The 23,261-nt window shown below is 73.4% G+C and carries 23 protein-coding genes; 17 read left to right on the forward strand and 6 right to left on the reverse strand.

Annotated elements, in window-relative coordinates; translation table 11 throughout:
* Nucleotides 1-112 precede the first annotated feature (112 nt).
* The 6 genes from BLU95_RS32005 (at nt 113) to BLU95_RS32030 (ending at nt 6,001) form a co-directional block, all read left to right on the forward strand.
* Entirely contained in the window at nt 113-1,777 is a 1,665-nt protein-coding gene (locus BLU95_RS32005; protein WP_197698643.1) for an MFS transporter, read from the forward strand.
* A gap of 55 nt (nt 1,778-1,832) precedes the next feature.
* Nucleotides 1,833-3,200 (forward strand): carotenoid oxygenase family protein, encoded by a 1,368-nt coding sequence (locus BLU95_RS32010; protein WP_093863040.1) that lies wholly within the window; start codon nt 1,833-1,835, stop codon nt 3,198-3,200.
* Nucleotides 3,201-3,351: 151 nt separating this feature from the next.
* Complete coding sequence (locus BLU95_RS32015) at nt 3,352-3,807, forward strand: ester cyclase (protein ID WP_159425070.1); 456 nt, start codon at nt 3,352-3,354, stop codon at nt 3,805-3,807.
* 148 nt (nt 3,808-3,955) lie between these two features.
* Entirely contained in the window at nt 3,956-4,618 is a 663-nt protein-coding gene (locus tag BLU95_RS32020) for an ArsR/SmtB family transcription factor (protein ID WP_093863042.1), read from the forward strand.
* On the forward strand, nt 4,615-5,352 hold the full coding sequence (locus tag BLU95_RS32025) for an SRPBCC family protein (protein ID WP_093863043.1): 738 nt from the start codon (nt 4,615-4,617) through the stop codon (nt 5,350-5,352). The genes BLU95_RS32020 and BLU95_RS32025 overlap by 4 nt, the downstream gene beginning before the upstream one ends.
* A 76-nt stretch (nt 5,353-5,428) precedes the next feature.
* Entirely contained in the window at nt 5,429-6,001 is a 573-nt protein-coding gene (locus tag BLU95_RS32030) for a dihydrofolate reductase family protein (protein ID WP_093863044.1), read from the forward strand.
* A 16-nt stretch (nt 6,002-6,017) separates the two neighbouring features.
* Here BLU95_RS32030 and BLU95_RS32035 read toward each other — a convergent pair whose 3' ends face one another.
* Nucleotides 6,018-6,572 (reverse strand): hypothetical protein, encoded by a 555-nt coding sequence (locus tag BLU95_RS32035; protein ID WP_093863045.1) that lies wholly within the window; start codon nt 6,570-6,572, stop codon nt 6,018-6,020.
* A gap of 86 nt (nt 6,573-6,658) precedes the next feature.
* On the opposite strand from BLU95_RS32035, the gene BLU95_RS32040 reads away from it, so the two are divergent.
* Nucleotides 6,659-7,189 carry a GNAT family N-acetyltransferase gene (locus BLU95_RS32040; protein WP_093863046.1) on the forward strand — a complete coding sequence of 177 codons (531 nt, stop codon included), beginning with the start codon at nt 6,659-6,661 and terminating at the stop codon, nt 7,187-7,189.
* Nucleotides 7,190-7,208: 19 nt separating this feature from the next.
* Nucleotides 7,209-7,511, forward strand: a complete 303-nt coding sequence (locus BLU95_RS32045) for a DUF1905 domain-containing protein (protein WP_093863047.1) — start codon at nt 7,209-7,211, stop codon at nt 7,509-7,511.
* A 44-nt stretch (nt 7,512-7,555) separates the two neighbouring features.
* On the opposite strand, the gene BLU95_RS32050 is transcribed toward BLU95_RS32045, so the two are convergent.
* Nucleotides 7,556-8,428, reverse strand: a complete 873-nt coding sequence (locus tag BLU95_RS32050; protein ID WP_093863048.1) for a GNAT family N-acetyltransferase — start codon at nt 8,426-8,428, stop codon at nt 7,556-7,558.
* Nucleotides 8,429-8,678: 250 nt separating this feature from the next.
* Here BLU95_RS32050 and BLU95_RS32055 point away from each other — a divergent pair, with 250 nt between their 5' ends.
* The 6 genes from BLU95_RS32055 to BLU95_RS32080 all read left to right on the forward strand — a co-directional run bounded on the left by BLU95_RS32055 (nt 8,679) and on the right by BLU95_RS32080 (nt 15,018).
* Complete coding sequence (locus BLU95_RS32055) at nt 8,679-9,098, forward strand: effector-associated constant component EACC1 (RefSeq protein WP_093863049.1); 420 nt, start codon at nt 8,679-8,681, stop codon at nt 9,096-9,098.
* Nucleotides 9,085-11,652 (forward strand): caspase, EACC1-associated type, encoded by a 2,568-nt coding sequence (locus tag BLU95_RS32060; protein ID WP_093863050.1) that lies wholly within the window; start codon nt 9,085-9,087, stop codon nt 11,650-11,652. The genes BLU95_RS32055 and BLU95_RS32060 overlap by 14 nt, the downstream gene beginning before the upstream one ends.
* Before the next feature lie 122 nt (nt 11,653-11,774).
* A complete protein-coding gene (locus tag BLU95_RS32065; RefSeq protein ID WP_093863051.1) occupies nt 11,775-12,620 on the forward strand; it encodes a CPBP family intramembrane glutamic endopeptidase in 846 nt (281 codons plus the stop codon).
* A 40-nt stretch (nt 12,621-12,660) separates the two neighbouring features.
* Nucleotides 12,661-13,944, forward strand: a complete 1,284-nt coding sequence (locus BLU95_RS32070; RefSeq protein ID WP_093863052.1) for a sensor histidine kinase — start codon at nt 12,661-12,663, stop codon at nt 13,942-13,944.
* Nucleotides 13,896-14,540, forward strand: a complete 645-nt coding sequence (locus tag BLU95_RS32075) for a LuxR C-terminal-related transcriptional regulator (RefSeq protein ID WP_093863053.1) — start codon at nt 13,896-13,898, stop codon at nt 14,538-14,540. The genes BLU95_RS32070 and BLU95_RS32075 overlap by 49 nt, the downstream gene beginning before the upstream one ends.
* A 52-nt stretch (nt 14,541-14,592) precedes the next feature.
* The gene (locus BLU95_RS32080) at nt 14,593-15,018 is read left to right on the forward strand and encodes a PPOX class F420-dependent oxidoreductase (protein WP_093863054.1); all 426 of its coding nucleotides are present in this window, start codon (nt 14,593-14,595) and stop codon (nt 15,016-15,018) included.
* 110 nt (nt 15,019-15,128) lie between these two features.
* On the opposite strand, the gene BLU95_RS32085 is transcribed toward BLU95_RS32080, so the two are convergent.
* The 4 genes from BLU95_RS32085 to BLU95_RS32100 all read right to left on the reverse strand — a co-directional run bounded on the left by BLU95_RS32085 (nt 15,129) and on the right by BLU95_RS32100 (nt 19,249).
* Nucleotides 15,129-16,397, reverse strand: a complete 1,269-nt coding sequence (locus BLU95_RS32085) for a sugar ABC transporter permease (protein ID WP_093865273.1) — start codon at nt 16,395-16,397, stop codon at nt 15,129-15,131.
* Between the two features lie 56 nt (nt 16,398-16,453).
* Nucleotides 16,454-17,233: an ATP-binding cassette domain-containing protein gene (locus BLU95_RS32090; RefSeq protein WP_173862175.1), complete on the reverse strand. Its 780-nt coding sequence runs from the start codon at nt 17,231-17,233 to the stop codon at nt 16,454-16,456.
* Nucleotides 17,234-17,269: 36 nt separating this feature from the next.
* Nucleotides 17,270-18,397 (reverse strand): sugar ABC transporter substrate-binding protein, encoded by a 1,128-nt coding sequence (locus tag BLU95_RS32095; protein WP_093863056.1) that lies wholly within the window; start codon nt 18,395-18,397, stop codon nt 17,270-17,272.
* A gap of 210 nt (nt 18,398-18,607) precedes the next feature.
* On the reverse strand, nt 18,608-19,249 hold the full coding sequence (locus BLU95_RS32100) for a mycothiol-dependent nitroreductase Rv2466c family protein (RefSeq protein WP_093863057.1): 642 nt from the start codon (nt 19,247-19,249) through the stop codon (nt 18,608-18,610).
* Nucleotides 19,250-19,547: 298 nt separating this feature from the next.
* Between BLU95_RS32100 and BLU95_RS32105 the strand changes: the two genes are divergently transcribed.
* The 3 genes from BLU95_RS32105 to BLU95_RS32110 all read left to right on the forward strand — a co-directional run bounded on the left by BLU95_RS32105 (nt 19,548) and on the right by BLU95_RS32110 (nt 23,078).
* Nucleotides 19,548-20,342 (forward strand): metal-dependent hydrolase, encoded by a 795-nt coding sequence (locus BLU95_RS32105; protein ID WP_093863058.1) that lies wholly within the window; start codon nt 19,548-19,550, stop codon nt 20,340-20,342.
* A 220-nt stretch (nt 20,343-20,562) separates the two neighbouring features.
* Nucleotides 20,563-20,724, forward strand: a complete 162-nt coding sequence (locus tag BLU95_RS42575; protein ID WP_159425071.1) for a hypothetical protein — start codon at nt 20,563-20,565, stop codon at nt 20,722-20,724.
* Between the two features lie 86 nt (nt 20,725-20,810).
* Entirely contained in the window at nt 20,811-23,078 is a 2,268-nt protein-coding gene (locus BLU95_RS32110; protein WP_093863059.1) for a heavy metal translocating P-type ATPase, read from the forward strand.
* Nucleotides 23,079-23,261: the final 183 nt, after the last annotated feature.

Raw genomic sequence — 23,261 nt, forward strand, 5'->3', positions numbered from 1 at the left:
GTCACGGCGGTTCCCCTCCCTGCTCCGAGTGGACAGCCGCGGACAGTGGTGGACAGTGTCCGGACCCCGTCGGGCCTGGCAGGTGGACAGCCGTCGGCCCGAATCTGTGGCCATGAACGTTGCACCGACACCCGAACCGGCATCGGCACCGGCATCGGCACCGGCACCGGTACCCGAACCGGTACCCGAACCGGCACCGCCGCCGAATGCACCGGTACCGGTACCGCCGCCGGAAGCACCGGCGGCGGGCCGCCCCGGCTCCCCGGGAGCGGCCCTCGCGGCCCTCGCCGGGGCCCAGTTCACCGTCATGCTCGCCACCTCGATCGTCAATGTGGCACTCCCGCAGATCCGGGCCGGGACCGGCGTCTCCGACGGTGCCGTCACCTGGGTGGTCAACGCCTACGGCCTGGCGTTCGGGGCGCTGCTCCCGGCCGGCGGGCGGGCGGCCGATCTGCTCGGCCGCCGCCGGGTGCTGACCGCCGGGGTCGCGCTGTTCGCGGTGGCCTCGCTGGCGGCGGGCCTGGCCACCGCCCCGGCGCCGCTGATCGCCGCCCGGGCCGTCCAGGGCCTCGCGGCGGCGGCGATCGCCCCGGCGGCGCTGGCCCTGGCGATGACGCAGTTCCCCGGCGGGCAGGGGCGCGGCAGGGCGCTGGGCGTGTGGGGCGCGGTCTCCGGCGCGGGCGGGGCGGGCGGCGTCCTGCTCGGCGGGGTGCTCACCCAGGCGTGGGGCTGGCCCTGGATCTTCCACTCGGTGGCGCTGGGCTCGGCGCTGGTGCTCGCGGCGGTGCTGGTCCTGGTGCCGCCGGAGCCCGTCCGGGCGTCGCTCCGGAAGACCCCCTCCGGGGCCGGCCCCGCCGCCGACGGCACGGCGGTGCGGCCCGGGCGGCGGGCCCCGGGGGCCGCCGCAGGGTTCGACCTGCCCGGCACCGTGACCGTCACCCTCGCCCTGACCTGCCTGGTCTGGGGCCTGACCACCGCACGCGGCGTCGGCTGGGGCGACGGCGGCGTGCTCGGCGCCCTGGCCGCGGCCGTCGTCCTCCTCGCCGCCTTCGTCGCGATCGAGCGCCGCCGCCCGGACGCGCTGATCCCGCCCGGACTGCTCGGCACCGGCCGGGTGGCCGCCGGGAACGTGCTGATGGCGCTGCTGGGATCGGTCTGGATCGCGCTGTTCTTCTTCCTCCCGCTCTACCAGCAGCAGGTCCTCGGCTCGGGACCACTGGCCACCGGGGCGGGCCAACTCCCGCTCGCCGCCGCCAATATGCTCGGCGCTGCGCTGGCGCCGCGACTGGCCCGGCGGGTCGGTTCCACCGCGACCACGACGGCCGCCCTGCTGACCGAGGCGCTCGGCCTGCTGTGGCTGTCCGGGATCGACGCCGACGGCGGCTACGTCACGGACATCCTCGGCCCGAGCCTGCTGGTCGGACTCGGCCTCGGCATCGCGTTCGTCCAGCTCACCGCGCTCGCCGTGGACGGCGTCCCGGCGCGGCAGGCCGGCCTGGCCGGCGGACTGGTGAACACCACCCGGCAGGTCGGCGGCGCGATCGGGCTCGCCGTCCTGACCACCCTGGCCGGCTCCGTGACCGGCGCGGCCCACGGGCCCCACCTGGAGGCGCAGACCGCCGGATACCGCGCCGCCTTCGCGGTCTCCGCCGTCGTCCTGGCGGCAACCGCGGTGCTCGCGGTCCTGCTGGCCCGCTGCACCGGCCGCCGCAAGGCCGCGGCCGCGCCGGGTGCCGCTCGGACGGAAGCCGCCGCCCGTGCAGAACCCGCCGTCTGACGGCGCACCACCACGAACCACCCCGTCCCCGCACCTCCATCGAAAGGAAGATGTCATGAGCACCCCCAAGAAGCCCCCGTACCTGACCGGCCACTACACCCCCGTCGTCGACGAGATCACCGCCACCGAACTGACCGTCGAGGGCACCCTGCCGCCCGAGCTGAACGGCCGGCTGCTGCGCAACGGCCACAACCCCAAGCCCGGCGTCACCCCCACCCACTGGTTCAAGGGCAGCGGCATGGTGCACGGCATCCAGCTGCGCGAGGGCCGCGCCGAGTGGTACCGCAACCGCTGGGTGAAGACCCCGGCCCTGGACGGTGCCCCGTACATGACCGAGCGCGGCCCCGACCTGACCGCCTCCGCCGCCGGCACCCACGTCATCGAGCACGCCGGACGGCTGCTCGCCCTGTGCGAGGCGAACCTGCCGTTCGAACTCACCCGGGAGCTCGACACGGTCGGCGCCTACGACTTCGGGGGCAAGCTGCACACCGCGATGACCGCCCATCCGAAGGAGGACCCGCTCACCGGCGAACTGCACTTCTTCGCCTCCTCGCCCCTCCCGCCGTTCCTCACCTACTACGTCGCCGACGCCTCGGGCGCGATCGTCCACAGCGCCGAGATCCCGGACGCGACCGGATCGCTCAAGCACGACTTCGCGATCACCCGCAACCATGTGGTCTTCGTCGAGGGCAACGTCGCCTTCGACCCCGCCGAGCACTCCGGCATCCCCTACGGCTGGAGCGACGAGCAGCCCGCCCGGATCGGTGTCATGCCGCGCGGTGCGGACGGGGCCGCCCGGATCCGGTGGTTCTCCATCGAGCCGGGCAACATGCTGCACGTCTCCAACGCCTACGAGGACGAGCGCGGCCGCATCGTCCTGGAGGGCCCGACGGTGGATCGCGAGGGCTTCCGGCTCTCCTGGAACTGGTGGATCGGCGCGCCCGGGCGCGGCTCCGAGCCCAACGCCCGCTCCTACACCCGGCGCTGGGTGGTCGACCTGGCGGCCGCCAGCGTGGACGAGCGGATCGTCGACGACCTGCCCGTGGAGTTCCCCACCCTCAACGAGAACTACCTCGGCACCGAGAACCGCTACCAGTACGCCGTCTCCTTCCCCGACGAGAAGGGCTTCGGCAGCTACGGCATCGTCAAGTACGACCGGGTCACCGGCGCCCGCCGGATCCGCCGGGTCGGCGACGCCCGACTGCCGAGCGAGGCCGTGTTCGTGCCCGCCGCCGGATCCACCGGCGAGGACGAGGGCTACCTGCTCACCGTGGTCTCCGACCTCAAGCAGGACGCCTCGCAGCTGCTGGTCCTCGACGCGGCCGGGCTCGACACCCTCGCCACCGTCCACCTGCCCCGACGGGTGACCGCCGGGATCCACGGCTCCTGGATCCCCGACTCCGATGCCGACCACGTCGCCTGATCGGGGCGCCGGGCCCTCGCCCACCGTGCCGACGAGCGCAACCGGCGCCGCACCCGTGCCGACACCGTACGCGCCCCGGCCTGCCGCGGACGGCAGGAAGCCGTACGCCGCCTCTCCCCGCACCTCACCCCCGTCACGAAGGAGAACGACCATGTCCGTCACCGCCACCGCCTCCGCTGCCGCGAACGCCCTGCTCGCCGAGCCGTGGAAGGCCCTGTGGAACAACGACCTGTCCCTGACCGACAAGATCATCGCCCCTGACTTCGTCGCACACGCTGCTCCCCTCACCGGCTCCGGCGAGGACACGGTCCACGGCCGTGAGGGCCTGAACGGGTGGGTGACCGGCATCCACACGATCCTGCGCGACCTCAGCTTCGAGATCACGGTCGGCCCGATCGCCACCGACGACCACCTCGTGGTCCGCTGGGCCGCCGAGGGCACCTACGCCGGAGGCTTCCCCGGCGCCTCCCAGGACGCCGAGGGCCGCCCCGTCCGCTTCACCGGCACGGACACCCTGCTGGTCAAGGACGGCCTGCTGGCCGAGTACTGGGCCAACGCCGACAGCCTGCTGTTCGTCCAGCAGCTCGGTGTCCGCGAACTGTCCTGACCCATCCCGGACCCGACGGCCGGCGGCACCTCCCCTGCCGCCGGCCGTCGGCGTTGCCGCATCCCCGTGCCTTGCCGACGACTCCCCGTGGCGCACCGACAAAAAATCTTTCCTTGACAAATTTTCTTGTCGGCGCGACTCTTGAAGCATGTTGGACGTCGCCGTGATCGAAGAACCCGCAGCGGCCGAGGCCTCGCTGGACCCGATCCGGCGGCGCATCCTCGCCGCTCTCGCCGAGCCGGGCTCGGCCGCCGCGCTGGCCGCCCGCCTGGGGCTGGCGCGGCAGAAGGTCAACTACCACCTGAAGGAGCTGGAGCGGCACGGCCTGGTCGAACTCGCCGAGGAACGGCGCAAGGGCAACGTCACCGAACGGGTGTACCGGGCCACCGCCGCCTCCTACGTGATCTCGCCCGCCGTGCTGGCCGCCGTGAGTCCGGACCCGACCCGCTCGCCGGACCAGCTCTCGGCCCGCTGGCTGCTGGCCCTCGGCTCCCGGCTGGTGCAGGAGGTCGGCACGCTGCTGACCGGCGCCGCCCGGGCGCAGCGGCGGGTCGCCAGTTTCGGCATCGACGCGGAGGTGCGGTTCGCCTCGGCGGCCGACCGCACGGCCTTCGCCGACGGACTCGCCGAGGCGGTCGCCACCCTGGTCGCCCGGTACCACGACGAGTCCGCCCCCGGTGGGCGCAGTCACCGGGTGGTGGTCGGCCTGCACCAGATCCCCGCCGCCGCCACCGCCACCGCCGCCCCCGTCCCCGACACCGACACCGAGACCGCCCCCGATCCCGGCCCTGGACAGGAGAACGCACGATGACCCACCCGTTCGAGATCGAGCTGGAGACGGTGCTGCCGGCGAGCCCGGACGAGGTCTGGGAGGCGATCGCCACCGGACCGGGCATCGACTCCTGGTTCATGGGCCGCAACGAGCTGGACCCGCGCGAGGGCGGTACCGCCGCGATGGAGATCGGCGGTCAGCGCGAGGAAGCCCTGATCACCGCCTACGAGCCCGGCAAGCGCCTGGCCACCCGGACCGCCACCGCCGAGAACGGCCGCTTCATGGCCTTCGAGTACCTCGTCGAGGGCCGGGAGGGCTCCGCCACCGTGCTGCGCGTCGTCCACAGCGGTCTGCTGGGCGACGACTGGGAGGACGAGTACGACGCGCTGCGGCGCGGCTGGCCGTTCCACCTCCACACGCTGGTCGAGTACCTCACCCACTTCCGGGGTCGTACCGGAGCGCCCGTCTTCGGTGTCGCGGCGGTTCCCGGCCGACCGGCGGCGGAGCTCCGAGGTGTGCTGGCGAGCGCGCTCGCGCTGCCCTCCGCACCCACCTCCGGCACCCGGGTCTCGGCCCGTCCGGCGGGGCTGCCGCCACTGGACGGCGAGGTGGTGTGGGCGGACGACGAGCGCTTCGCGATCCGCACCCGCGACGGCCTGTACGGCTTCCACCACAGCGCCGGCCTGGTGCTGATGTTCCACCACCTCTTCGGACCGGACACCGACGGCGCCGAGGCCTCCTGGCAGCAGTGGCTGACCGGCCTCCTCGCCTGACCGCCCGGACAGCGCCCTCGGCGACACCGCTCACCCGTTCACCCGTTCACCCGCACCAGCAACCCGAGGAATCACCATGCGCACGCTGATCAGCACCGCCTTCGTCTCCCTCGACGGTGTCGTCGAGGCCCCGGGCGGGGAGTCCGGCTACCGCAACGCGGGCTGGACCTTCAAGGACATCGAGTTCCTCCCCGAGGCCTTCGAGATCAAGGGCCGGGAGCAGGAGGAGGCCACCGCGATGCTGCTGGGCCGGGTCAGCTACGAGGCGTTCAGCCCCGTCTGGCCGGACATGGCGGACTTCGCCCGCTACCGGACCCTGCCGAAGTACGTGGTCTCCACCACCCTCGCCGAGGACGACCTGGTGCCGAACTGGGGCGAGACCACCATCCTGCGCTCGCTCGACGAGGTCGCCGCCCTGAAGGAGACCGAGGGCGGCCCGATCATCGTCCACGGCAGCGCCTCGCTCAACCGGGCGCTCTCCGACGCCGGCCTGATCGACCGCTACCACCTGCTGGTCTTCCCGCTGCTGCTCGGCGCGGGCAAGCGGCTCTTCAGCGACACCGACAAGGACACCCAGAAGCTGAAGCTGGTCGAGTACGCCGCCTACGCCAACGGCCTGCAGAAGCAGGTCTTCGACGTGGTCCGCTGACGCGCGCCACGTACCGTCAGAGTTCCCGCAACCCCCGGTCGGCCCGGGTGCCCTCCACCAGCTTGGCGAGGGCCGCCCGGGTCTCGGCCGGTCGCCGCAGCGGGCGGATCAGCGCCACCGCCTTGTCCAGCCAGGCGCGGTCGCCGAGCAGCGCGGCCTCCCCGGTCCCGACCACGACCGCGAACAGCGCCTCCGCGGCGGCCAGTTCGTGCGGCGCGTACCGCTGACCCCGGTGGTGGCCGAAGCGGCCGGTCCAGTACTCGTAGGGGTGCCGCAAGGTCGCAGTCAGATGCGGGCCGGTCAGTCCGAGCGGCGCCATCTGGCCGAGCGTGAGCAGCGCGGTCCGCCGCGAGCCCGTCCACCGGTGGGGCGTGACCGCGAGCCCCAGACTCATGAACCGGCCCCACCCGACGACCGCGCCGGGGTGCCCGTCGGCGTACGGGACGATGCCCTCGGCGGTGAGTTCCAGGTGGTTCCGGTCCCGGTGGTCGCCCAGCAGCCACCGGCCGTCCACCCGGACCAGCGGTCCGAGCGCGTGGCCGGATCCGGGCTCGTTCGCGGGAGTGTCCACGCTTCCTCCTCGGGAGTACCTGCCGTTGCCGTGCCGCAGGTCCGCCCGCCGGCCCGGCCGGGGGCGGGCCTTGGCATGATGCGGTAATGAATGATGATCAGATCAGCATATTCACCGAGGTCGTCCCGCTGGAGCAGTACAGCCACACCGAGATCCTCGGCGACGGGCCGGACCCGTTCCAGGTCGCCGAGCACGGAATGGTCTGGCGGCCCAAGGACCTCCACTTCGGCATCCGCGCCGAGCCGGACGGCCGGCTGGTCGCCCACGCCGGACTGGTGGTCCTGCCGGTGTCGATCGACGGGAGCCCGACCGAGATCGTCGGACTCGGCGGTGTGGCCGTCGCCGGCGACCGGCGCGGGCACGGCCTCGCCCGGAAGGTGGTGGACGGCGCCCTCGCCCACGCCCGCACCCTCGGGCCGCGCTTCGCCGTCCTGTTCTGCCGCCCGGACAAGGCCGGGCTCTACGCCCGCCTCGGCTGGCGGCCACTGGCGGGCCCGGTCGAGGTCGAACAGCCCACCGGCCCGGCGACGATGCCGCTGCGCACGATGTGGTTCCCGCTGCACGACGGTGCCGAGTGGGCCGCAGGGGAACTCCGGTTGCACTCGCTGCCGATGTGACGCGTGGGAAGCTGACCCCATGAAGTTCGAATTCGAGGCCGAGCTCTGGATCTGGGAAGCCCGGCGCTCCGACAACTGGACCTTCGTCAGGCTGCCCGTCGAGGCCTCCGAGGAGATCCACGACCTGACCGCCGCCGGGCCGAGGCGCGGCTTCGGCTCGCTGCGGGTGCGGGTCACGATCGGCGCCAGCAGCTGGCAGACGTCGATCTTCCCGGCCTCCGACGGCGCCTACGTGCTCCCGGTCAAGCGCGCCGTCCGCAAGGCCGAGGACCTCGACGCCGGTGACACCGCCACCGTCACCGTCGAACTCCTCGACCTCTGACGGTCCGGCCCGTTCGGACGGGCCGGACGGGCCGGACGGGCCGGTCACAGCATCCGCTGGTACTGGTGGGTCTCGTGCGTCGGCCGGTACCCGAGCGCCTCGTTGACCCTCCGCATCGAGGTGTTGTCCTCGGCGGTGTCGGTCAGCAGGCCGCCGAGGGCCGGGTGCCGGCGGCGGGTCAGGGCGATCGCCTCGGCCTTCATCCGCCGGGCGAGGCCGTGCCCGCGGTGCGCGGGCAGGACGGCGGTGCCGTAGTGCCGGCCGTCGCCGGTGCCGTCGGCCGGGACCACCAGTTCGGTGAAGCCGACCATCGAACCGTCGGACACGGCCACCGCCGCCACCGTGTGCAGGTGTTCGCCGCGCAGCTCCACCACCCGGGCGACCGCCCGGAGCCGGTCGACGTCCCAGCTCACCGTGCCGTGGTCGACCTCACCCATCGGCATGTCGTCCATCGCGCGGCGGGCGGCGGCGTACGGCACGGCGAGCTCGTCGGGGACGGCACCGTCCCAGGCCACCAGTCGGTAGGCCCGCTCCGTCCCCCCGGACGTCGCCACCTCGGCCGACCCGGTCAGGTCGAGCCTGGCGTGCCGCAGGGTCAGCGCCTTCCGGAACCCCTGCGCGGAGAGGAATCCCTCGCCCGGCGTCCCGTCGTCGACCGCCGCCACCACGGCCCGCCGTCCGTCGGCGGCGGCCGCCGCCACCGCGGTGTCCACCAGCCGCGCCCCGACCCCCCGACGCCGCTCCACCGGGTGCACCCGCAGGGCCAGTTCGGCCAGGTGTGCCTGCCCCGGGTCGGTGAACAGCCGCAGCGAGGCCGTCCCGACCGGATTCCCCTCCCCGTCCACCGCCAGCCACACCAGCCGTCGGCTGTGGGTGCCGTGATCGGGATCGGTCAGAGCAGTGATGCGAATCGACAAATCTTCTCCATGAACCGGGTTCGGACGTGCCCGAAGCGACAAGTCGCCGGACCCTAACCGCCCTCGCGACCCGTCCGCAACGAGGTTTCCCGTCCCGGCGCCGGAGCACCGCCGTCCGTCGGAGCACCGCCGTCCGCCGGAGCACCGCCGTTCGCCGGATTCCCGCGATCCGGGGGACGGGGGAGCGTGATCCGGAATAGGTTGGCCGACACCGGAGTCGGGTGGGGGACGGGAAGGGGAACCGGGAATCGTGGAGATCGGTCTGGCGCTGGTGGACGGCGCTTCGGGGGCTGCCGTGCCGGCGGCGGCGCGCTCGTTGGCGCAACGGCTGCGGGCCGAGGACGAGTTGCGGGGCCGGGTGGCGCTGCGCGGCAGCGCCCCGGCGGCGGGGGAGATGAACGCCGGGGTGGTCCAGCTGGTGACCGTGGCCCTCGCCTCCGGGGGCGCCGGGACGGTGCTGGTGCGGGTGGTGGCGGACTGGCTGCGAGGGCAGCGCAGCCACCTGGTGATCAGGGTGAGCAGGACCGAGCACGAGACGTACGAGCTCGAACTCGACAACGTCAAGGACGCGGGCGAACTGATCGACCGCTTCGAGGCCTTCGTCAACGGGCAGCAGGAGCACGAGCAGGAGCAGCCACGCGACCGGGCGACCGGCCATGGCGCTGCCTGACGGACCGGGCTCGCGGATCGTCCTGATCGGCTCGGCCGCCTACCGGCACGACGACCTGCCGCCGCTGCCCGCCGTCCGGAACAACCTCACCGACCTGGCCGCCGCGCTCACCGACCCGCAGCAGGGCTGGCTCGACGAGGCCCAGTGCACCCTGGTGCCCGACCCCCGGACGGCGGCCGACGTCGTCCGCGCCCTGCGGCCGTCGGTCCTGGAGGCCGAGGACCTGCTGCTGGTCTACTACGCGGGTCACGGGATCGTCGAGGACACCGACTACTACCTCGCGGTCACCGAGACCGACCCCGAGGAACCGTCGATCAGCGCGCTGCCGTACCGGACGCTGCGCAAGGTGGTGCTCGGCGCCCGGGCCCGCAACCGGGTCGTCGTCATCGACGCCTGCTGGTCCGGGATGGCCACCACCGCCCACATGGCGGGCGGCCAGGAAAGACTGCGCACCCAGACCGCGATCGAGGGCGCTTTCGTACTGGCCTCCTCCGAGCACGACAGCACCTCGCTGGCACCGGTGGGGGAGCGGTTCACCGCGTTCACCAAGGAGCTGATCGGACTCCTCCAGGACGGATCGTCACGGCTCGGACCGGAGTTGACGCTCGACAACGTCTATCAGCACCTGCTCCACGAACTCACCGCGGCCGGGCGTCCCCGGCCCACCAGGACGGCCACCAACACGGCCGCCCGCCTGGTGATCGCCCGCAACCGCGGGTACCGCCCGGACACCGGCTCCTGGCGGGCCGACCGGTCCGGCCACGCCGGGCACCCGGCGCTGCGGGAGGGCCGGCTGCTGCTCGACGAGGAGGAGCGCGCCGGGCACGTCGGCGGGTACGAGGAGGCCGCGGACGGCTACGCCGCCGTCGCCCAGGTGCTGAGCCGACTGTTCGGCCCCAAGGACGAACTCGCCGAGGCCGCCCAGCACAGCCGCGCCTTCTGGGCGGCCCGCCGGGCGGCGGTCGTGGCCGCCGTTCCCCCACCGCCCGAGCAGGCTCCGCTGACCGGCTTCCGGACGGTGGGGATCGAACTGGGCCCCGGTTTCTGCACGGTGGCGACGCTGGAGGGTGATCGGGTCGAGATCGTCCCCAACGCCGAGGGGGCCGAGCGGACTCCGGCCGTGGTCGCCTTCACCGGTGCGACCGGTGACAGCGTGCTGGTCGGTGCACCGGCTGTACGGCAGGAACTGCGCAACGCGAGCGGCACGTTCCGCCTTGCCGAGGCCGGTCGTATCGGCGCGGGGGAGTTGACCCTGGTCGACGGTGCACCGGTCACCGCCGAGCGCGTGCTCACCGAGCTGCTGAGAAAGGTGAAGCGGGACACCGAGGACCGGCTCGGCGAGCGGGTGGCCAGGGCAGTGGTCGCCGTCCCGGCCGCGACCTCCGAGGCGGAGCGGCGCCGGATCCAGCAGGCCTGCCGGACCGTGGGTGTCGAGCCGCTGCGGCTGGTCTCCGCCTCGCTCGCCGCCGGGATGGCCTTCGACCGGCAGATGGGTGGCCGTGAGTCGACCCTGCTCGTGGTGGGGTTGGAGGCGACGTCCCTGGAGGTCGCCGTGGTCGAGGTCGGATCCGGCGTGACCTTCGTGAATGCGATCGCGCTCACGGACGGGCTCGGCAGCGAGGGCTGGGTGACCCGGCTCGCCAACGACCTGTTGAAGGACTTCGAGTCCCGGCACGGTGTGCGTCTCGCCGCGGACCGGGAGGTCAACCGACGGGTGCGGCAGGCGGCGGGGACGGCGGTGGAGGAACTTCGGTCGGTCGGGGAGACCACCGTCCGTGTTCCCTATCTCGCCAACACACCGGCGGGTCCGGCCACCCTTGAGGCCACGGTCACCCGCGAGCAGTACGACCGGATCACCGCCGGCCTTCGCAGTGCCTGCGCGGAGACGGTCGAGCGGATGCTCACGGAGCTGTGGCGCGGCGACCGGGCGGAGATCGAGCACGTCCTGCTGGTGGGCGCGGGATCCCGGATCCCGGGTCTGGTCGACCTGGTGCGCGGGTCCGTCGGGCGGCAGGGCGTCAATGTCGTCGCCATGGTCGACACCCAGCTGGCAGTGGGAGCGATGCTCCATGCGGGGATGATGACCGGAGTGGCGCGCGACGTGCTCGGGGTGGACATCCTCGCCCGGGCGATCGGCATCGAGAGCCAGGAAGGGCGGATGACGGTCCTGGTGCCGGCGAGCACGGGTCTCCCGACGAGGAGGAGCGCGATGCTCACGACCTCGTCGGAGGACCAGCCGGCGGTGAACATCAACGTCTACCAGGGCGAGGAGGAGACCGCGGCCCGGAACGTGCTGCTCGCGAGCCTCCGGCTGTCCGGGCTGCCGCTCGCACCGCCCGGGCTGCTGCAGATCGAGGTCACCGTGGACATAGACGCCAACGGCGAGATCCTGGTGTCCGCCAGGGACTTCGCCACCGGCCGTTCCGAGACGCTCACCGACATCACCGGGTCCGCGCCGCCCACGGTGCCGCTGTTCGGTGATCTGCCCGCGGAGTTCCGGCCGCCCGACCCGGTCGGGGAGGAACCGCCCCGGCAGCAGCAGAAGCAGTCCTGAGCGGTGGGGGTGTACCTGGGTACACCCCCACCGGGCACCTGGACGCAATGTCCGGCCGCCCGCGCCCCGGAAGAGTCGTCGTCGACGGAAACACGCGGACGAGCGGACCGGAGGCGGACGACATGAGGACCGGACGACAGAGCGGGAAGCCGCCGTGGAAGGCCGAGACGGGGGCGTTCCTCGCCGTCGCCTTCCTCGGGGCCGGGCTGCTGGCCGCCGTGCAGCCGGCCACCGGCATCCCGGACGAGGTGGTGCAGCTGACCCAGTTCGGGCCCGCCGCAGGCGTGCTGGCGGTGGCCCTGCTGTGGCCGGAGCGGATCCGCGCCCGGCTGGCCGGTGCCGTCCGGGTCCGGCGCGACACCGCCTGGGCGGGCCCGGGCCGGGGCGTCCCGCTGCTGCTCACCGCTCCGCTGCTGATCGCGCTCGCCGCCGGCGCCTACGCGCTGCTCGGCGACGGCGACGCCCGGCTGACCGACCCCCGCTCCCTGGCCCACCCGTTCGCGCTGGTCGTGCTCGCCCAGCTGGTCGGCGCCTGCGGCGAGGAGATCGGCTGGCGGTGCTACCTGCAGCCGCTGCTGCGGACCCGCTTCGGTCCGCTCGCCGCCCCCGTCGCGGTGGGGGTGCTCTGGGGCTGCTGGCACGTCCAGGTGTTCGCCCAACGGCCCGCTTACGCGGCCGGGTTCCTGCTGGCCACGGTCGCGATGTCGGTGGTGCTCGGACTCGCCCTGGAGGGGGTGCGGGCCCACCGGCTGCTGCTCGCGGGCGGCTTCCACACCCTGGTCAACCTCGGGATGCTGCTGACGATGGACGAGGAGGACGGCACGGTGCTGCCGATGCTTCTGCTCGGCGGCGCCTGCCTGTTGGTGGCCGTGCCGTGGGTGCTGCGGGCCCGGCGGGCAGCCCGGCCGGGCGTCCGTCGGCGGACGGCGCCGGATAGGATCCCGGCGGTGCGGCACGGGGCGCGCTGAGGTGACGGAACGACAGGCGGGCGCGGCGGTGCGGGGGCGAGTGGCGGGAGAAGTCGCGGGCGGGGTGCGGGCGTTGCTCCGCTGCCAGCTCACCGCCCTCGCGGCCTTCGCCGTGACCGGGGTCGCCGTCCTCGTGGTTCTCGTGCTGCTGCTGGTCCCGGTCGGTGCGGGGCAGCCGCTGCTGCCGGGCGCGGCGGCGCTGCTGCGGCGGTGGTCGGACCGGTACCGCGCCTGGACGGTCGAGTGGACGGGGACCCGGATCAGTCCGCCCGACCCGCTGCCGGAGGGCGACGGCCCGACGTCCACCGACGGTCGGCGGCGGGCCCACCGGATCCTCGGTGACGAGGGCTTCTGGCGCGATGTCCGCTGGGCCTGGCTGGAGCCGTGGGTGGGGGCGTTCCTGGTGTCCGTGCCGCCGACCCTGGCCGGGTTCGGACTGTTCGGCGCGCTCGTCCAGCCCTTCGTCTGGCGCCTGCTCGGGCCGAGCAACTGGTACGCCTTCGTGCCCGTCGACTCGACCGCCTCGATGCTCGCCGCCGCCGTGCTCGGCCTGCTGTTCGTGGCGGGCGGGCTGCGGCTGGCGCCCGCGGCGCTCGGGCTGCACGCCCGGTGGAGCCGGTACACCCTCGCCGCGCCCTACAGCACCGAACTGGTCCGCCGGGTCGAGCACCTTGCCGACACCAGGGCCGAGGCGCTGGACGCGCAGGCGGCCGAACTGCGGCGGATCGAACGCGATCTGCACGACGGCGCGCAGGCCCGGCTGGTCTCCCTCGGCATGACCCTGGACGCGGCGACCCGGCTGCTGGACTCCGACCCGGACGGCGCCCGCGACCTGCTGCGCGAGGTCCGGGCGAGTTCGACCCGGGCGCTCCAGGACCTCCGGGAGCTGGTGCACGGCATCCACCCCCCGATCCTCACCGACCGCGGCCTCGGCGACGCCGTCCGCTCCCTCGCGCTGGACTGCTTCCTGGACGTGCACGTCACCGTCGACCTGCCGGGGCGCTTCCCGGCGCCGGTCGAGGCGGCGGCCTACTTCGCGGTCGCGGAGCTGCTCGCCAACGCGTCCAAGCACGGCGGCGGCCGGGAGGTGACGATCCGGCTGGCGCACGCGGACGGGACCCTGACCGCCGTCGTCACGGACGACGGCCGGGGCGGGGCGGACCCCGGCCGGGGCAGCGGACTGCGCGGCGTGGTGCGCCGGCTGAGTACCGTCGACGGAACCCTCGCCCTGCACAGCCCGCCGGGCGGCCCGACCACCGTGACCCTGGAGATACCGTGCGCGTCGTCCTCGCCGAAGACCTCTTCCTGCTCCGGGACGGGCTGATCCGGACTCTCGAGGAGCACGGGTTCGAGGTGGTCGCGGCCGTCGACAACGGTCCCGACCTGCGGCGCGCGCTGCACGAGCGGGAGCCGGACGTCGCGGTGGTCGACGTCCGGCTGCCTCCCTCCTTCACCGACGAGGGGCTGCGGGCGGCGCTGGAGGCGCGCCGTGCCCGGCCGGCCCTGCCGGTGCTGGTCCTCTCCCAGTACGTGGACCGGCTCTACGCGCGGGAGTTGCTGGCGGACGGCCGGGGCGCGATCGGCTACCTGCTCAAGGACCGGGTCACCCGCACCGAGCAGTTCGTGGACGCGGTGCGGACGGTCGCGGGCGGCGGCACGGTGATGGACCCGCAGGTGATCGCGAAGCTGCTGGCGCGCGGGGACGCCCGGGGCAGCACCGCCGAACTGACGCCGCGTGAGCACGAGGTGCTGCGGCTGATGGCCGAGGGCCGGTCCAACGCGGCGATCACGCGTACCCTGCACATCAGCGAGAGCGCGGTGGCCAAGCACACCGCGAGCATCTTCGCCAAACTGCGGATCGAGTCCTCGGCCGACGACAACCGCCGGGTCCTCGCCGTCCTGGCCCACCTGGAACGCTGATCCGGGTGCGCCGCTTGACCTTCACACCGGTGTGAAGGCCGATGATGGCCCCATGACGACCTTCGATCCCCGCGCCCTGCTCGACGCCGCCCGCCTCGGTGTGCTGGCCACGATCAAGTCCGACGGGCGGCCCCAGTTGTCGCCGGTCATGCCGTTCTACGACCGGGCCGCCGAGCGGCTGTACGTCTCGATCACCGAGGGCCGGGCCAAGACGGCCAATCTGCGCCGCGACCCGCGCGCCGCCCTCGAGGTGACCCGGGCCGACGGCCGGGCCTGGGCGACCGCGGAGGGCACCGTCACCCTGGTCGGGCCCGGCAGCGATCCGAAGGGCCCCGAGGTGGAGGCCCTGGTCGACTACTACCGGCAGGCGGCCGGCGAGCACCCGGACTGGGACGAGTACCGGGCCGCGATGGTGGCCGACCGGAGGGTCCTGATGGTGCTCGACGTCGACCACGTCTACGGCCAGCAGCTGGGCTGACCCGGACCCGGACCCGGACCCGGACACGGACACGGGCCCGCGCCCGGGCTGGGACAGGGGAGCGGGCCGGGCCTCATGCATGAGGCCCGGCCCGCTCCCGCTCCCGTCGGTCAGGCGCGGCCGGCCGCCCGCTGGGTGCGGCGGGCGAGGGAGTCCACGACCACGGCCGCGAGCAGCACCGCGCCGGTGATCATGAACTGGATGGCGTTGCTCAGTCCCTGGATGTTCATGCCGGACTGGATCGAGCCGATCACCAGCGCACCGAGCAGCGCCGACCAGGTCGAGCCGCGTCCGCCGAACAGGCTGGTGCCGCCGATGACACCGGCCGCGATGGCGTTCATCAGCAGGTTGCCGCCGCCCGAGGTCTGGCTGGCCGACTGGATCTGCGCGGCAAGGAACAGGCCGCCGACGGCCGCCATGGTGGAGCAGATGGTGAACACGCTGATCCGGATCCAGGACACGTTGATACCGGCCCGCCGGGCGCCCTCGATGTTGCCGCCGAGCGCGAACACCTGCCGGCCGTAGGTGGTGCGCCGCAGCACGAAGTCCAGCACCACGATGAAGACCAGGAAGATCAGCAGGGCCAGCGGCAGGCCCTTGTACTGGTTGAGCGTGTAGGCGGCCAGGAAGGCGATCACCGTGATCGCCGCCGTGCGCAGCGCGATGTCCAGCACGGGGCGGGACGGCACCCCGGCGGCCTGGCGCCGCCGGGCGTCCAGCACCGAGGCACCCAGGAAGAGCAGCACGCCGACGGCGGCCGCCCCGTACGCCGCGGCCTGGTCGCCGTAGATGGTGCTGTAGAGCCGGGAGACGATGTCCTTGCCGGACAGGTTGACGGTGCCGCTGGCGCCCAGGACCTGGAGCATCAGACCGTTCCAGCCGAGGTTGCCGGCCAGGGTGACGACGAAGGCCGGTACGCCGACCTTGGCGAAGAACACGCCCTGGATCAGGCCGACCACCGCGCCCCCCGCGAGGGCGGAGAGCAGGGCGACCCACTGGTTGACGCCGTGGGTCACGTTCAGCACCGCGAAGATCGCCGCGCACAGGCCGCTGACCGAGCCGACCGAGAGGTCGATCTCGCCGAGCAGCAGCACGAACACCACGCCGATCGCGATCATGCCGGTGCCGACGATCTGCTGCGAGAGGTTGGAGAGGTTCTGGGCGGACAGGAAGGAGCTGTTCAGGCTCCCGAAGACGGCCCAGATCACGATCAGCGCCAGCACCACCGGGAGCGAGCCCAGTTCGCCGCTGGTGACGCGGCGGCGGAACTCGCCCAGGTAGCCCTTGACGCCCTCCTGCCGCACGATCAGCCGCGGGTCGACCGCCGGGGTGGCCTCGGCGGCGACGGGTACGGCGGCGTTGACACCCCCCTTGGGCATGCTGTCCTCGGGGAGCGGTGCGTGGCGGTGCTCGCCGCCGCCGGGGGTCTGCTCGGTCATGGGGAGCCCTCCGTGCCGCGGGCCTCCCGGCGGGTCACCGCGTTGTCCGTGGCGCCGGTGATGGCCGAGATGATCTCTTCCTGGCTGGTCCGGCGCTTGTCGAAGACGCCGTTGTTGCGGCCGAGCCGCAGCACCGCGACGGTGTCCGCGACGGCCATCACGTCGGCCATGTTGTGGCTGATCAGGATGACGCCGAGGCCCTGGTCGCGGAGCCGCTCGACCAGGTCGAGCACCTGGGCGGTCTGCTCCACGCCGAGGGCGGCGGTCGGCTCGTCCAGCATCACGACCTTCGGCGAACCGACCAGCGCGCGGGCGATCGCCACCACCTGGCGCTGACCGCCGGACAGCGAGGCGACCGGGATCCGCACGCTGGGGATGCGGATGGAGAGGGTGTCCAGCAGGGAGCGGGACCGCTTCTCCATCGCGACCTCGTCGAGGATCGCGAAGCGCCGGATCTCCCGGCCGAGGAAGAGGTTGCCGACGACATCGAGGTTGTCGCAGAGCGCCAGGTCCTGGTACACCGTGGCGATGCCCAGCTGCTGTGCGTCCTGCGGCCGGTGGACGCTGACCGGGCGGCCCTGCCACTCGATCGTGCCCTCGTCCGGCTGGTGCACCCCGGCGATGGACTTGACCAGGGTGGACTTGCCGGCGCCGTTGTCGCCGACCAGGGCGAGCACTTCGCCGGCGCGGACCTCCAGCTCGATGCCGGTGAGCGCCTGGACGGCGCCGAACCGCTTGGAGACCCCGCGCAGGGCCAGGACGGTCTCACCCGTCACGGTGACCAACTCCCTCGACCGGGTTGGCGGGCACGGTTACTGGAGGCCCGCGGCCTTGCAGGCGTCCGCGTAGTCCGGGGTGCAGATCTGGTCCACGGTGTAGAGGCCGTCGGCCACCACGGTGGTCTTGATGTTGTCCTTGGTCAGCACGACCGGGGTGATCAGGTTGGCCGGGACCTGGTTGCCGCTGCCGTTGGTGACGGTGACCGGCACCAGCGCCGGGTCCAGCGGCTTGCCCTGCGCGAAGGTGACCGCCATCTGCGCCGCGATGTCGGTCTCCGGCTTGAACGGCTTGTAGATCGACATCGTCTGGGTGCCCACCAGGATCCGCTGCACGCCGTCCAGCTGGGCGTCCTGGCCGGTGAGCGGCACGCTGAGGCCGGCCGCCTTGAGGGCGGTGGCGATACCGGCGGCCATGCCGTCGTTGGCCGAGTAGACACCGACCACATTGGGCCCGCCGATCGCGGTGATCGCGGCGGACGCCTCCTGGTTGGCGTTGTTCGGGTCCCAGTTGGGGGTGTCGTACTCCTTGCCGATCTTCAGCTTGCCGTCGATCGCGCTGTGCGCGCCGGCCTTGAAGTCGGCCGCGTTGGGGTCGGTGGGGGAGCCGTTGATCATGATGATCGACCCGGATCCGGCCTTGTCGCCGACGGCGGCGACCAGGGCCTCGCCCTGGAGCTGGCCGACCTTCTTGTTGTCGAAGGAGACGTAGGCGTCCACCGGTCCCTGCGCCAGACGGTCGTAGGCGATCACCTTGACGCCCGCGTCGTGCGCCTTCTGGACGGAGGACTGGATCGACTTCGCGTCCACGGCGTCCAGGATCAGCACCTTGTCGCCCTTGGTGAGCGCGGTGTCGACCTGGGTCTGCTGGGTCGTGGCGTTCTCGTTCGCGTTGTAGTAGTCGATCTGGGCCTGCGGCGCCAGCTCCTTGATCTTCTGCTCGATCAGGGGCCGGTCGAACTGCTCGTAGCGGGTGGTCTTGGTCTCGGGCAGCAGCAGCCCGATCCGGACCGCGCCGACCGTGCTCCCGCCGCCGGCGGAACCGCTCGCGGAGCCGGAGGAGCCGCCTCCGGAGGACTCCTTGGCGCTGCCGCACGAGGACAGCGCGAGACCGAGGGAAACCACTGCGGCGGCCGCGAGCGTGCGGCGAAGCCCGTTGTTCATGAGGATGCCTCTTCCGGTTGGACCCGCCCCGTTCTTCGGTCCCCCGCGTCCGAGTCTGCGAACTGCGGGCCGACACCACGATCGGAGCTGGGCCGAACGGGTAGGGCGGGACGGGTCGGGCGGGGTGGGGACGGGGGCGGGGCGCTCGTCCCGTCCCCGCCCCCGTCTCCGCCCCCGTCGACGTCCCGTCCCGCCCTCGTCCGCGGATCCTCAGCCGAAGTCGAGCGACCCCGTCCGGGTGCGCTTGAGCTCGAAGAACGCCTTGTGCCCGGCGAGCAGCCGGACGCCGTCGAAGACCTGGACGGCCTCCTCCCCGCGCGGGATCGCGTTCAGCACCGGTCCGAAGAACGCCGTGCCGTCGACGTGGAGGGTCGGAGTGCCGACCTCCTCGCCGACCGGGTCCATGCCCGCGTGGTGGCTGCGGCGCAGCGCCTCGTCCCATTCGGTGCCGTGCGCGGCCCCGGCGAGCTCCTCCGGCAGGCCGGCCTCGGCCAGCGCCTCGCGGAGGAGCTCGTCGTCGACCTCCCGGTCCTCGACGTGGAGCCGGGTGCCGAGCGCGGTGTAGAGGTCGCGCAGCACCCCGACGCCGTGCTGCTCGGCGGCGGCGACGCAGACCCGGACCGGGCCCCAGCCGGTGCTGAGCAGTCGCTCGTAGCGTTCGGGCAGGCCCTCGCGGCCCTCGTTGAGCACGGACAGGCTCATCACCCGGAACGTCAGGTCGAGGTCCCGGTGCTTCTCCACCTCCAGGATCCAGCGGGAGGTGATCCAGGCGAACGGGCAGATCGGGTCGAAGTAGAAGTCCACGGTGCTGGTCGGGGCACCGGTGTCGGCACGGGTGGCTGAAGTGGTCACGCGGCCGAGCGTAGGGGCGGGCCGGACCGCTCGGAAGGGCCGCTCCGGCGCGGGTTTCCTGGGCCACTCGCGGTTCCGGCCGCCGCGACCCGCCCGGGCCGCGCCGTCACTCCGACAGGTGAGGGATCGTCACCGTCGGTGCTCGGCGACGTGATGCGGAGCGGTGAACTACTTCCGCCGTTCGGGTGAAGGAGTGGCTCCGGACCTTTCCGATCTTGAGCGGATATGCTGCCGCCCCGTCAGGCCCTCGCGAAGCCCTCGCGACGGGCGGTACGGGACGAGGGTTGGAGCCGACAACATGATGGGACCGGCACATTCGCTGTCCGGCGCGGCGGCGTGGCTGGGCGCGGGAGCGATCGCGGCGGGGATGGGCGAACCGATGCCCTGGCCGGTACTGCTGGCGGGGACGCTGATCTGCGCGGGCGCCGCACTGGCGCCGGACCTCGACCACAAGGCGGCCACCATATCCAGGGCGTTCGGCCCGGTCTCGCGGGTCCTCTGCGAGGTGATCGACCATCTCTCCTACGCCGTCTACAAGGCGACCCGCAGCAAGAAGGACCCCCGCCGCACCGGCGGCCACCGCACGCTGACCCACACCTGGGTGTGGGCGGCGCTGTGCGGCGCGGGCGCGTCGGCCGTCGCCGTATACGGCGGACGGTGGGGCGTGCTCGGGGTGCTCTTCGTGCACATGGTGCTGGCCATCGAGGGACTGCTGTGGCGCCAGGCCCGGGTCTCCAGCGACGTCCTGGTCTGGCTGCTCGGCGCGGCGGGCGCCTGGATGCTGACGGACGTCCTGGACAAGCCGGGCAACGGCTCGCTCTGGCTGTTCGACCAGCCCGGGCAGGAGTACCTGTGGATCGGCCTGCCGATCACCCTCGGCGCGCTGGTGCACTGCCTGGGTGACGCGCTCACCGTCTCCGGCTGCCCGGTGCTGTGGCCGATCCCGATCGGCCGCAAGCGCTGGTACCCGATCGGCCCGCCGAAGGGGATGCGCTTCCGGGCCGGCAGCTGGGTGGAGCTCAAGGTGCTGATGCCGGTGTTCATGGGCGCCGGCGGCCTGTGCGCGGTGGGTGCGCTGGGCTACTTCGGCTGACCGGCTGACCGGCTGACCGGCTGGTCGGCCGCGCGGCCGCGACCGCGCGGGTGACAGGGCCCCGTACCGGGGGAGCGACTCCGGTACGGGGCCCTGTCGCGTCTGCGCGGCGGGACCAGTGCTTGCCTTCGATACCCCCCAGGGGTATAAATGAGCTCATCGCGCAGAGATACCCATGGGGGGTATCTGGAACTGCCGCCGACACCGACGGAGGAATCCCATGTCCTGCTGCTCCACCGAAGGCACCTGCTCGACCGGCGCCGAGACCCCCGATGTCGTCGTGGCCGCCGCCGAGGGCGATGCCCCTGTTGCCGAGGCCGAGGCCGAGGCCGACGCCGACGCCGAGGTCGACGCCGACCGCGTTCCCGCCCGGCAGTCCTGAAATCCCGGCGGGTCCGGGGTCCCGAACCCCTGGGGGGTATCGGCCCCGGGCCCGGATCCGATCGACAACGAGCACGAGGAGCTCAGATGACCACCCAGGCACCCGCCTCCACCGAGGTGGAACTCCGGATCGGCGGCATGACCTGCGCCTCGTGCGCCGCCCGGATCGAGAAGAAGCTCAACCGGATGGACGGGGTCGAGGCCACCGTCAACTACGCCACCGAGAAGGCCAGGGTCGTGTTCGGGCCGGACGTGAGCGTGGCCGACCTCGTCGCCACCGTCGAGGCCACCGGCTACACCGCCGCCCCGCCCCGGACGGACGCCGCCGCCCCCGCCGCAGGCCCGGCGGTCCCGGGCGGCGACCCCGCCGGAGAGCCCGCCGACGACCTCGCCCCGCTGCGGCAGCGGCTGATCACCGCGGTCGTGCTGGCCGTCCCGGTCGTCGCCATGGCGATGGTCCCCGCCCTCCAGTTCGACAACTGGCAGTGGCTCTCGCTCACCCTCGCCGCGCCCGTCGTCACCTACGCCGCCTGGCCGTTCCACCGGGCCGCCTGGACCAACCTCAAGCACGGCGCCGCGACCATGGACACCCTGGTCTCGCTCGGCACCGGCGCCGCGTTCCTCTGGTCCCTGTGGGCGCTGTTCCTCGGCCACGCGGGCATGCCCGGCATGCGGCACGGCTTCGAGTTCACCGTCGCCCGGGGCGACGGCTCGTCCAGCATCTACCTGGAGGCCGCCGCCGGGGTCACCGCCTTCATCCTGGCCGGCCGCTACCTGGAGGCCCGCTCCAAGCGGCGTGCCGGGGCCGCGCTGCACGCCCTGCTGGAGCTCGGCGCCAAGGACGTCGCCGTGCTGCGCGACGGCCGCGAGGTCCGGGTGCCGGTCGACCTGCTGGCCGTCGGCGACCGGTTCGTGGTCCGCCCGGGGGAGAAGATCGCCACCGACGGGGTGGTGGTCGAGGGCGCCTCCGCCGTCGACGCCTCGATGCTGACCGGCGAGTCCGTACCCGTCGAGGTCGCCGTCGGCGACACCGTCACCGGCGCCACCGTGAACGCCGGCGGCCGGCTCGTGGTGGAGGCCGCCCGGGTCGGCGCGGACACCCGGCTCGCCCGGATGGCCCGGCTGGTCGAGGACGCCCAGAACGGCAAGGCCGCCGCCCAGCGGCTCGCCGACCGGATCTCCGCCGTCTTCGTCCCGATCGTGATCACTCTGGCCCTCGCCACCCTCGGCTACTGGCTCGTCACCGGGGAGGGATGGACGGCCGCCTTCACCGCCGCGGTGGCGGTGCTGATCATCGCCTGCCCGTGCGCCCTGGGCCTGGCCACCCCGACCGCCCTGATGGTCGGCACCGGCCGCGGCGCCCAGCTCGGCATCCTCATCAAGGGCCCCGAGGTCCTGGAGAACACCCGCCGGGTCGACACCGTCGTCCTCGACAAGACCGGCACCGTCACCACCGGCCGGATGACCCTGCTCGCCGTCCGCACCACCGGGGACACCACCGAGGACGAGGTCCTGCGCCTGGCCGGCGCCCTGGAACACGCCTCCGAACACCCCGTCGCCACCGCGATCGCCGGCGCCGCCGCCGAACGCCTCAGCACCCTGCCCCCCGTCCAGGACTTCGAGAACGTCCCCGGCCTCGGCGTCCAGGGAATCGTGGACGGCCACGCGGTGGTCGCCGGACGCGAGGCCCTGCTCGCCGAGTGGGCGCAGCACCTGCCGGCGGAGCTGGCGGAGGCCAAGCGGGCCGCCGAGGCCGCCGGACGGACCGCCGTCGCGGTCGGCTGGGACGGCGCCGCCCGCGCCGTGCTGGAGGTCGCCGACGCCGTGAAGCCCACCAGCGCCGAGGCCGTCGCCGCACTGCGCGCCCTCGGCCTGCGCCCGGTCCTGCTCACCGGCGACAACCGCGCCGTCGCCCGGGCCGTCGCCGCCGAGGTCGGCATCCCCGCCGAGGACGTTCACGCCGAGGTACTGCCCGAGGACAAGGTGGCGGTGGTCGAGCGGCTGCAGAGCGAGGGCCGGGTCGTCGCGATGGTCGGGGACGGTGTCAACGACGCCGCCGCCCTCGCGCAGGCCGACCTCGGCCTCGCCATGGGCACCGGCACCGACGCCGCCATCGAGGCGAGCGACCTCACCCTGGTCCGCGGCGACCTGCGCTCCGCCGCCGACGCCATCCGCCTCTCCCGCAGGACCCTCGCCACCATCAAGGGCAACCTCTTCTGGGCCTTCGGCTACAACGTCGCCGCCATACCCCTCGCCGCCGCCGGACTCCTCAACCCGATGATCGCCGGCGCCGCGATGGCCTTCTCCTCGGTGTTCGTGGTCGGCAACAGCCTCCGGCTCCGCACCTTCCGCTGAGCGCCCCGGCCGGCGCCCGGCCGCCCGGGGGCCCCGGAACCGTCCCGGTTCCGGGGCTCCGGCGCGTCCGCGCTCCCGGCACCGGGCGCTGATCCGATGAGGCGACATCACCGAGGCGTTCCCCGAGGTCAGCGACCCGGTCGCATAGCCTGTCGCCCTGCCGTCGGCCGGGCGGCTCGGGGA

It is taken from the genome of Streptomyces sp. TLI_053 (genome assembly GCF_900105395.1).
GTDB lineage: Bacteria > Actinomycetota > Actinomycetes > Streptomycetales > Streptomycetaceae > Kitasatospora.

Excerpts from the sequence above, each read along its gene's own strand:
- BLU95_RS32005 (WP_197698643.1), top strand. The coding sequence starts at position 113 with ATGAACGTTGCACCGACACCCGAACCGGCATCGGCACCGGCATCGGCA.
- BLU95_RS32010 (WP_093863040.1), top strand. The coding sequence starts at position 1,833 with ATGAGCACCCCCAAGAAGCCCCCGTACCTGACCGGCCACTACACCCCC.
- BLU95_RS32015 (WP_159425070.1), top strand. The coding sequence starts at position 3,352 with ATGTCCGTCACCGCCACCGCCTCCGCTGCCGCGAACGCCCTGCTCGCC.
- BLU95_RS32020 (WP_093863042.1), top strand. The coding sequence starts at position 3,956 with ATGTTGGACGTCGCCGTGATCGAAGAACCCGCAGCGGCCGAGGCCTCG.
- BLU95_RS32025 (WP_093863043.1), top strand. The coding sequence starts at position 4,615 with ATGACCCACCCGTTCGAGATCGAGCTGGAGACGGTGCTGCCGGCGAGC.
- BLU95_RS32030 (WP_093863044.1), top strand. The coding sequence starts at position 5,429 with ATGCGCACGCTGATCAGCACCGCCTTCGTCTCCCTCGACGGTGTCGTC.
- BLU95_RS32040 (WP_093863046.1), top strand. The coding sequence starts at position 6,659 with ATGAATGATGATCAGATCAGCATATTCACCGAGGTCGTCCCGCTGGAG.
- BLU95_RS32045 (WP_093863047.1), top strand. The coding sequence starts at position 7,209 with ATGAAGTTCGAATTCGAGGCCGAGCTCTGGATCTGGGAAGCCCGGCGC.
- BLU95_RS32060 (WP_093863050.1), top strand. The coding sequence starts at position 9,085 with ATGGCGCTGCCTGACGGACCGGGCTCGCGGATCGTCCTGATCGGCTCG.
- BLU95_RS32065 (WP_093863051.1), top strand. The coding sequence starts at position 11,775 with ATGAGGACCGGACGACAGAGCGGGAAGCCGCCGTGGAAGGCCGAGACG.
- BLU95_RS32080 (WP_093863054.1), top strand. The coding sequence starts at position 14,593 with ATGACGACCTTCGATCCCCGCGCCCTGCTCGACGCCGCCCGCCTCGGT.
- BLU95_RS32085 (WP_093865273.1), bottom strand. The coding sequence starts at position 16,397 with ATGCCCAAGGGGGGTGTCAACGCCGCCGTACCCGTCGCCGCCGAGGCC.
- BLU95_RS32095 (WP_093863056.1), bottom strand. The coding sequence starts at position 18,397 with ATGAACAACGGGCTTCGCCGCACGCTCGCGGCCGCCGCAGTGGTTTCC.
- BLU95_RS32105 (WP_093863058.1), top strand. The coding sequence starts at position 19,548 with ATGATGGGACCGGCACATTCGCTGTCCGGCGCGGCGGCGTGGCTGGGC.
- BLU95_RS42575 (WP_159425071.1), top strand. The coding sequence starts at position 20,563 with ATGTCCTGCTGCTCCACCGAAGGCACCTGCTCGACCGGCGCCGAGACC.
- BLU95_RS32110 (WP_093863059.1), top strand. The coding sequence starts at position 20,811 with ATGACCACCCAGGCACCCGCCTCCACCGAGGTGGAACTCCGGATCGGC.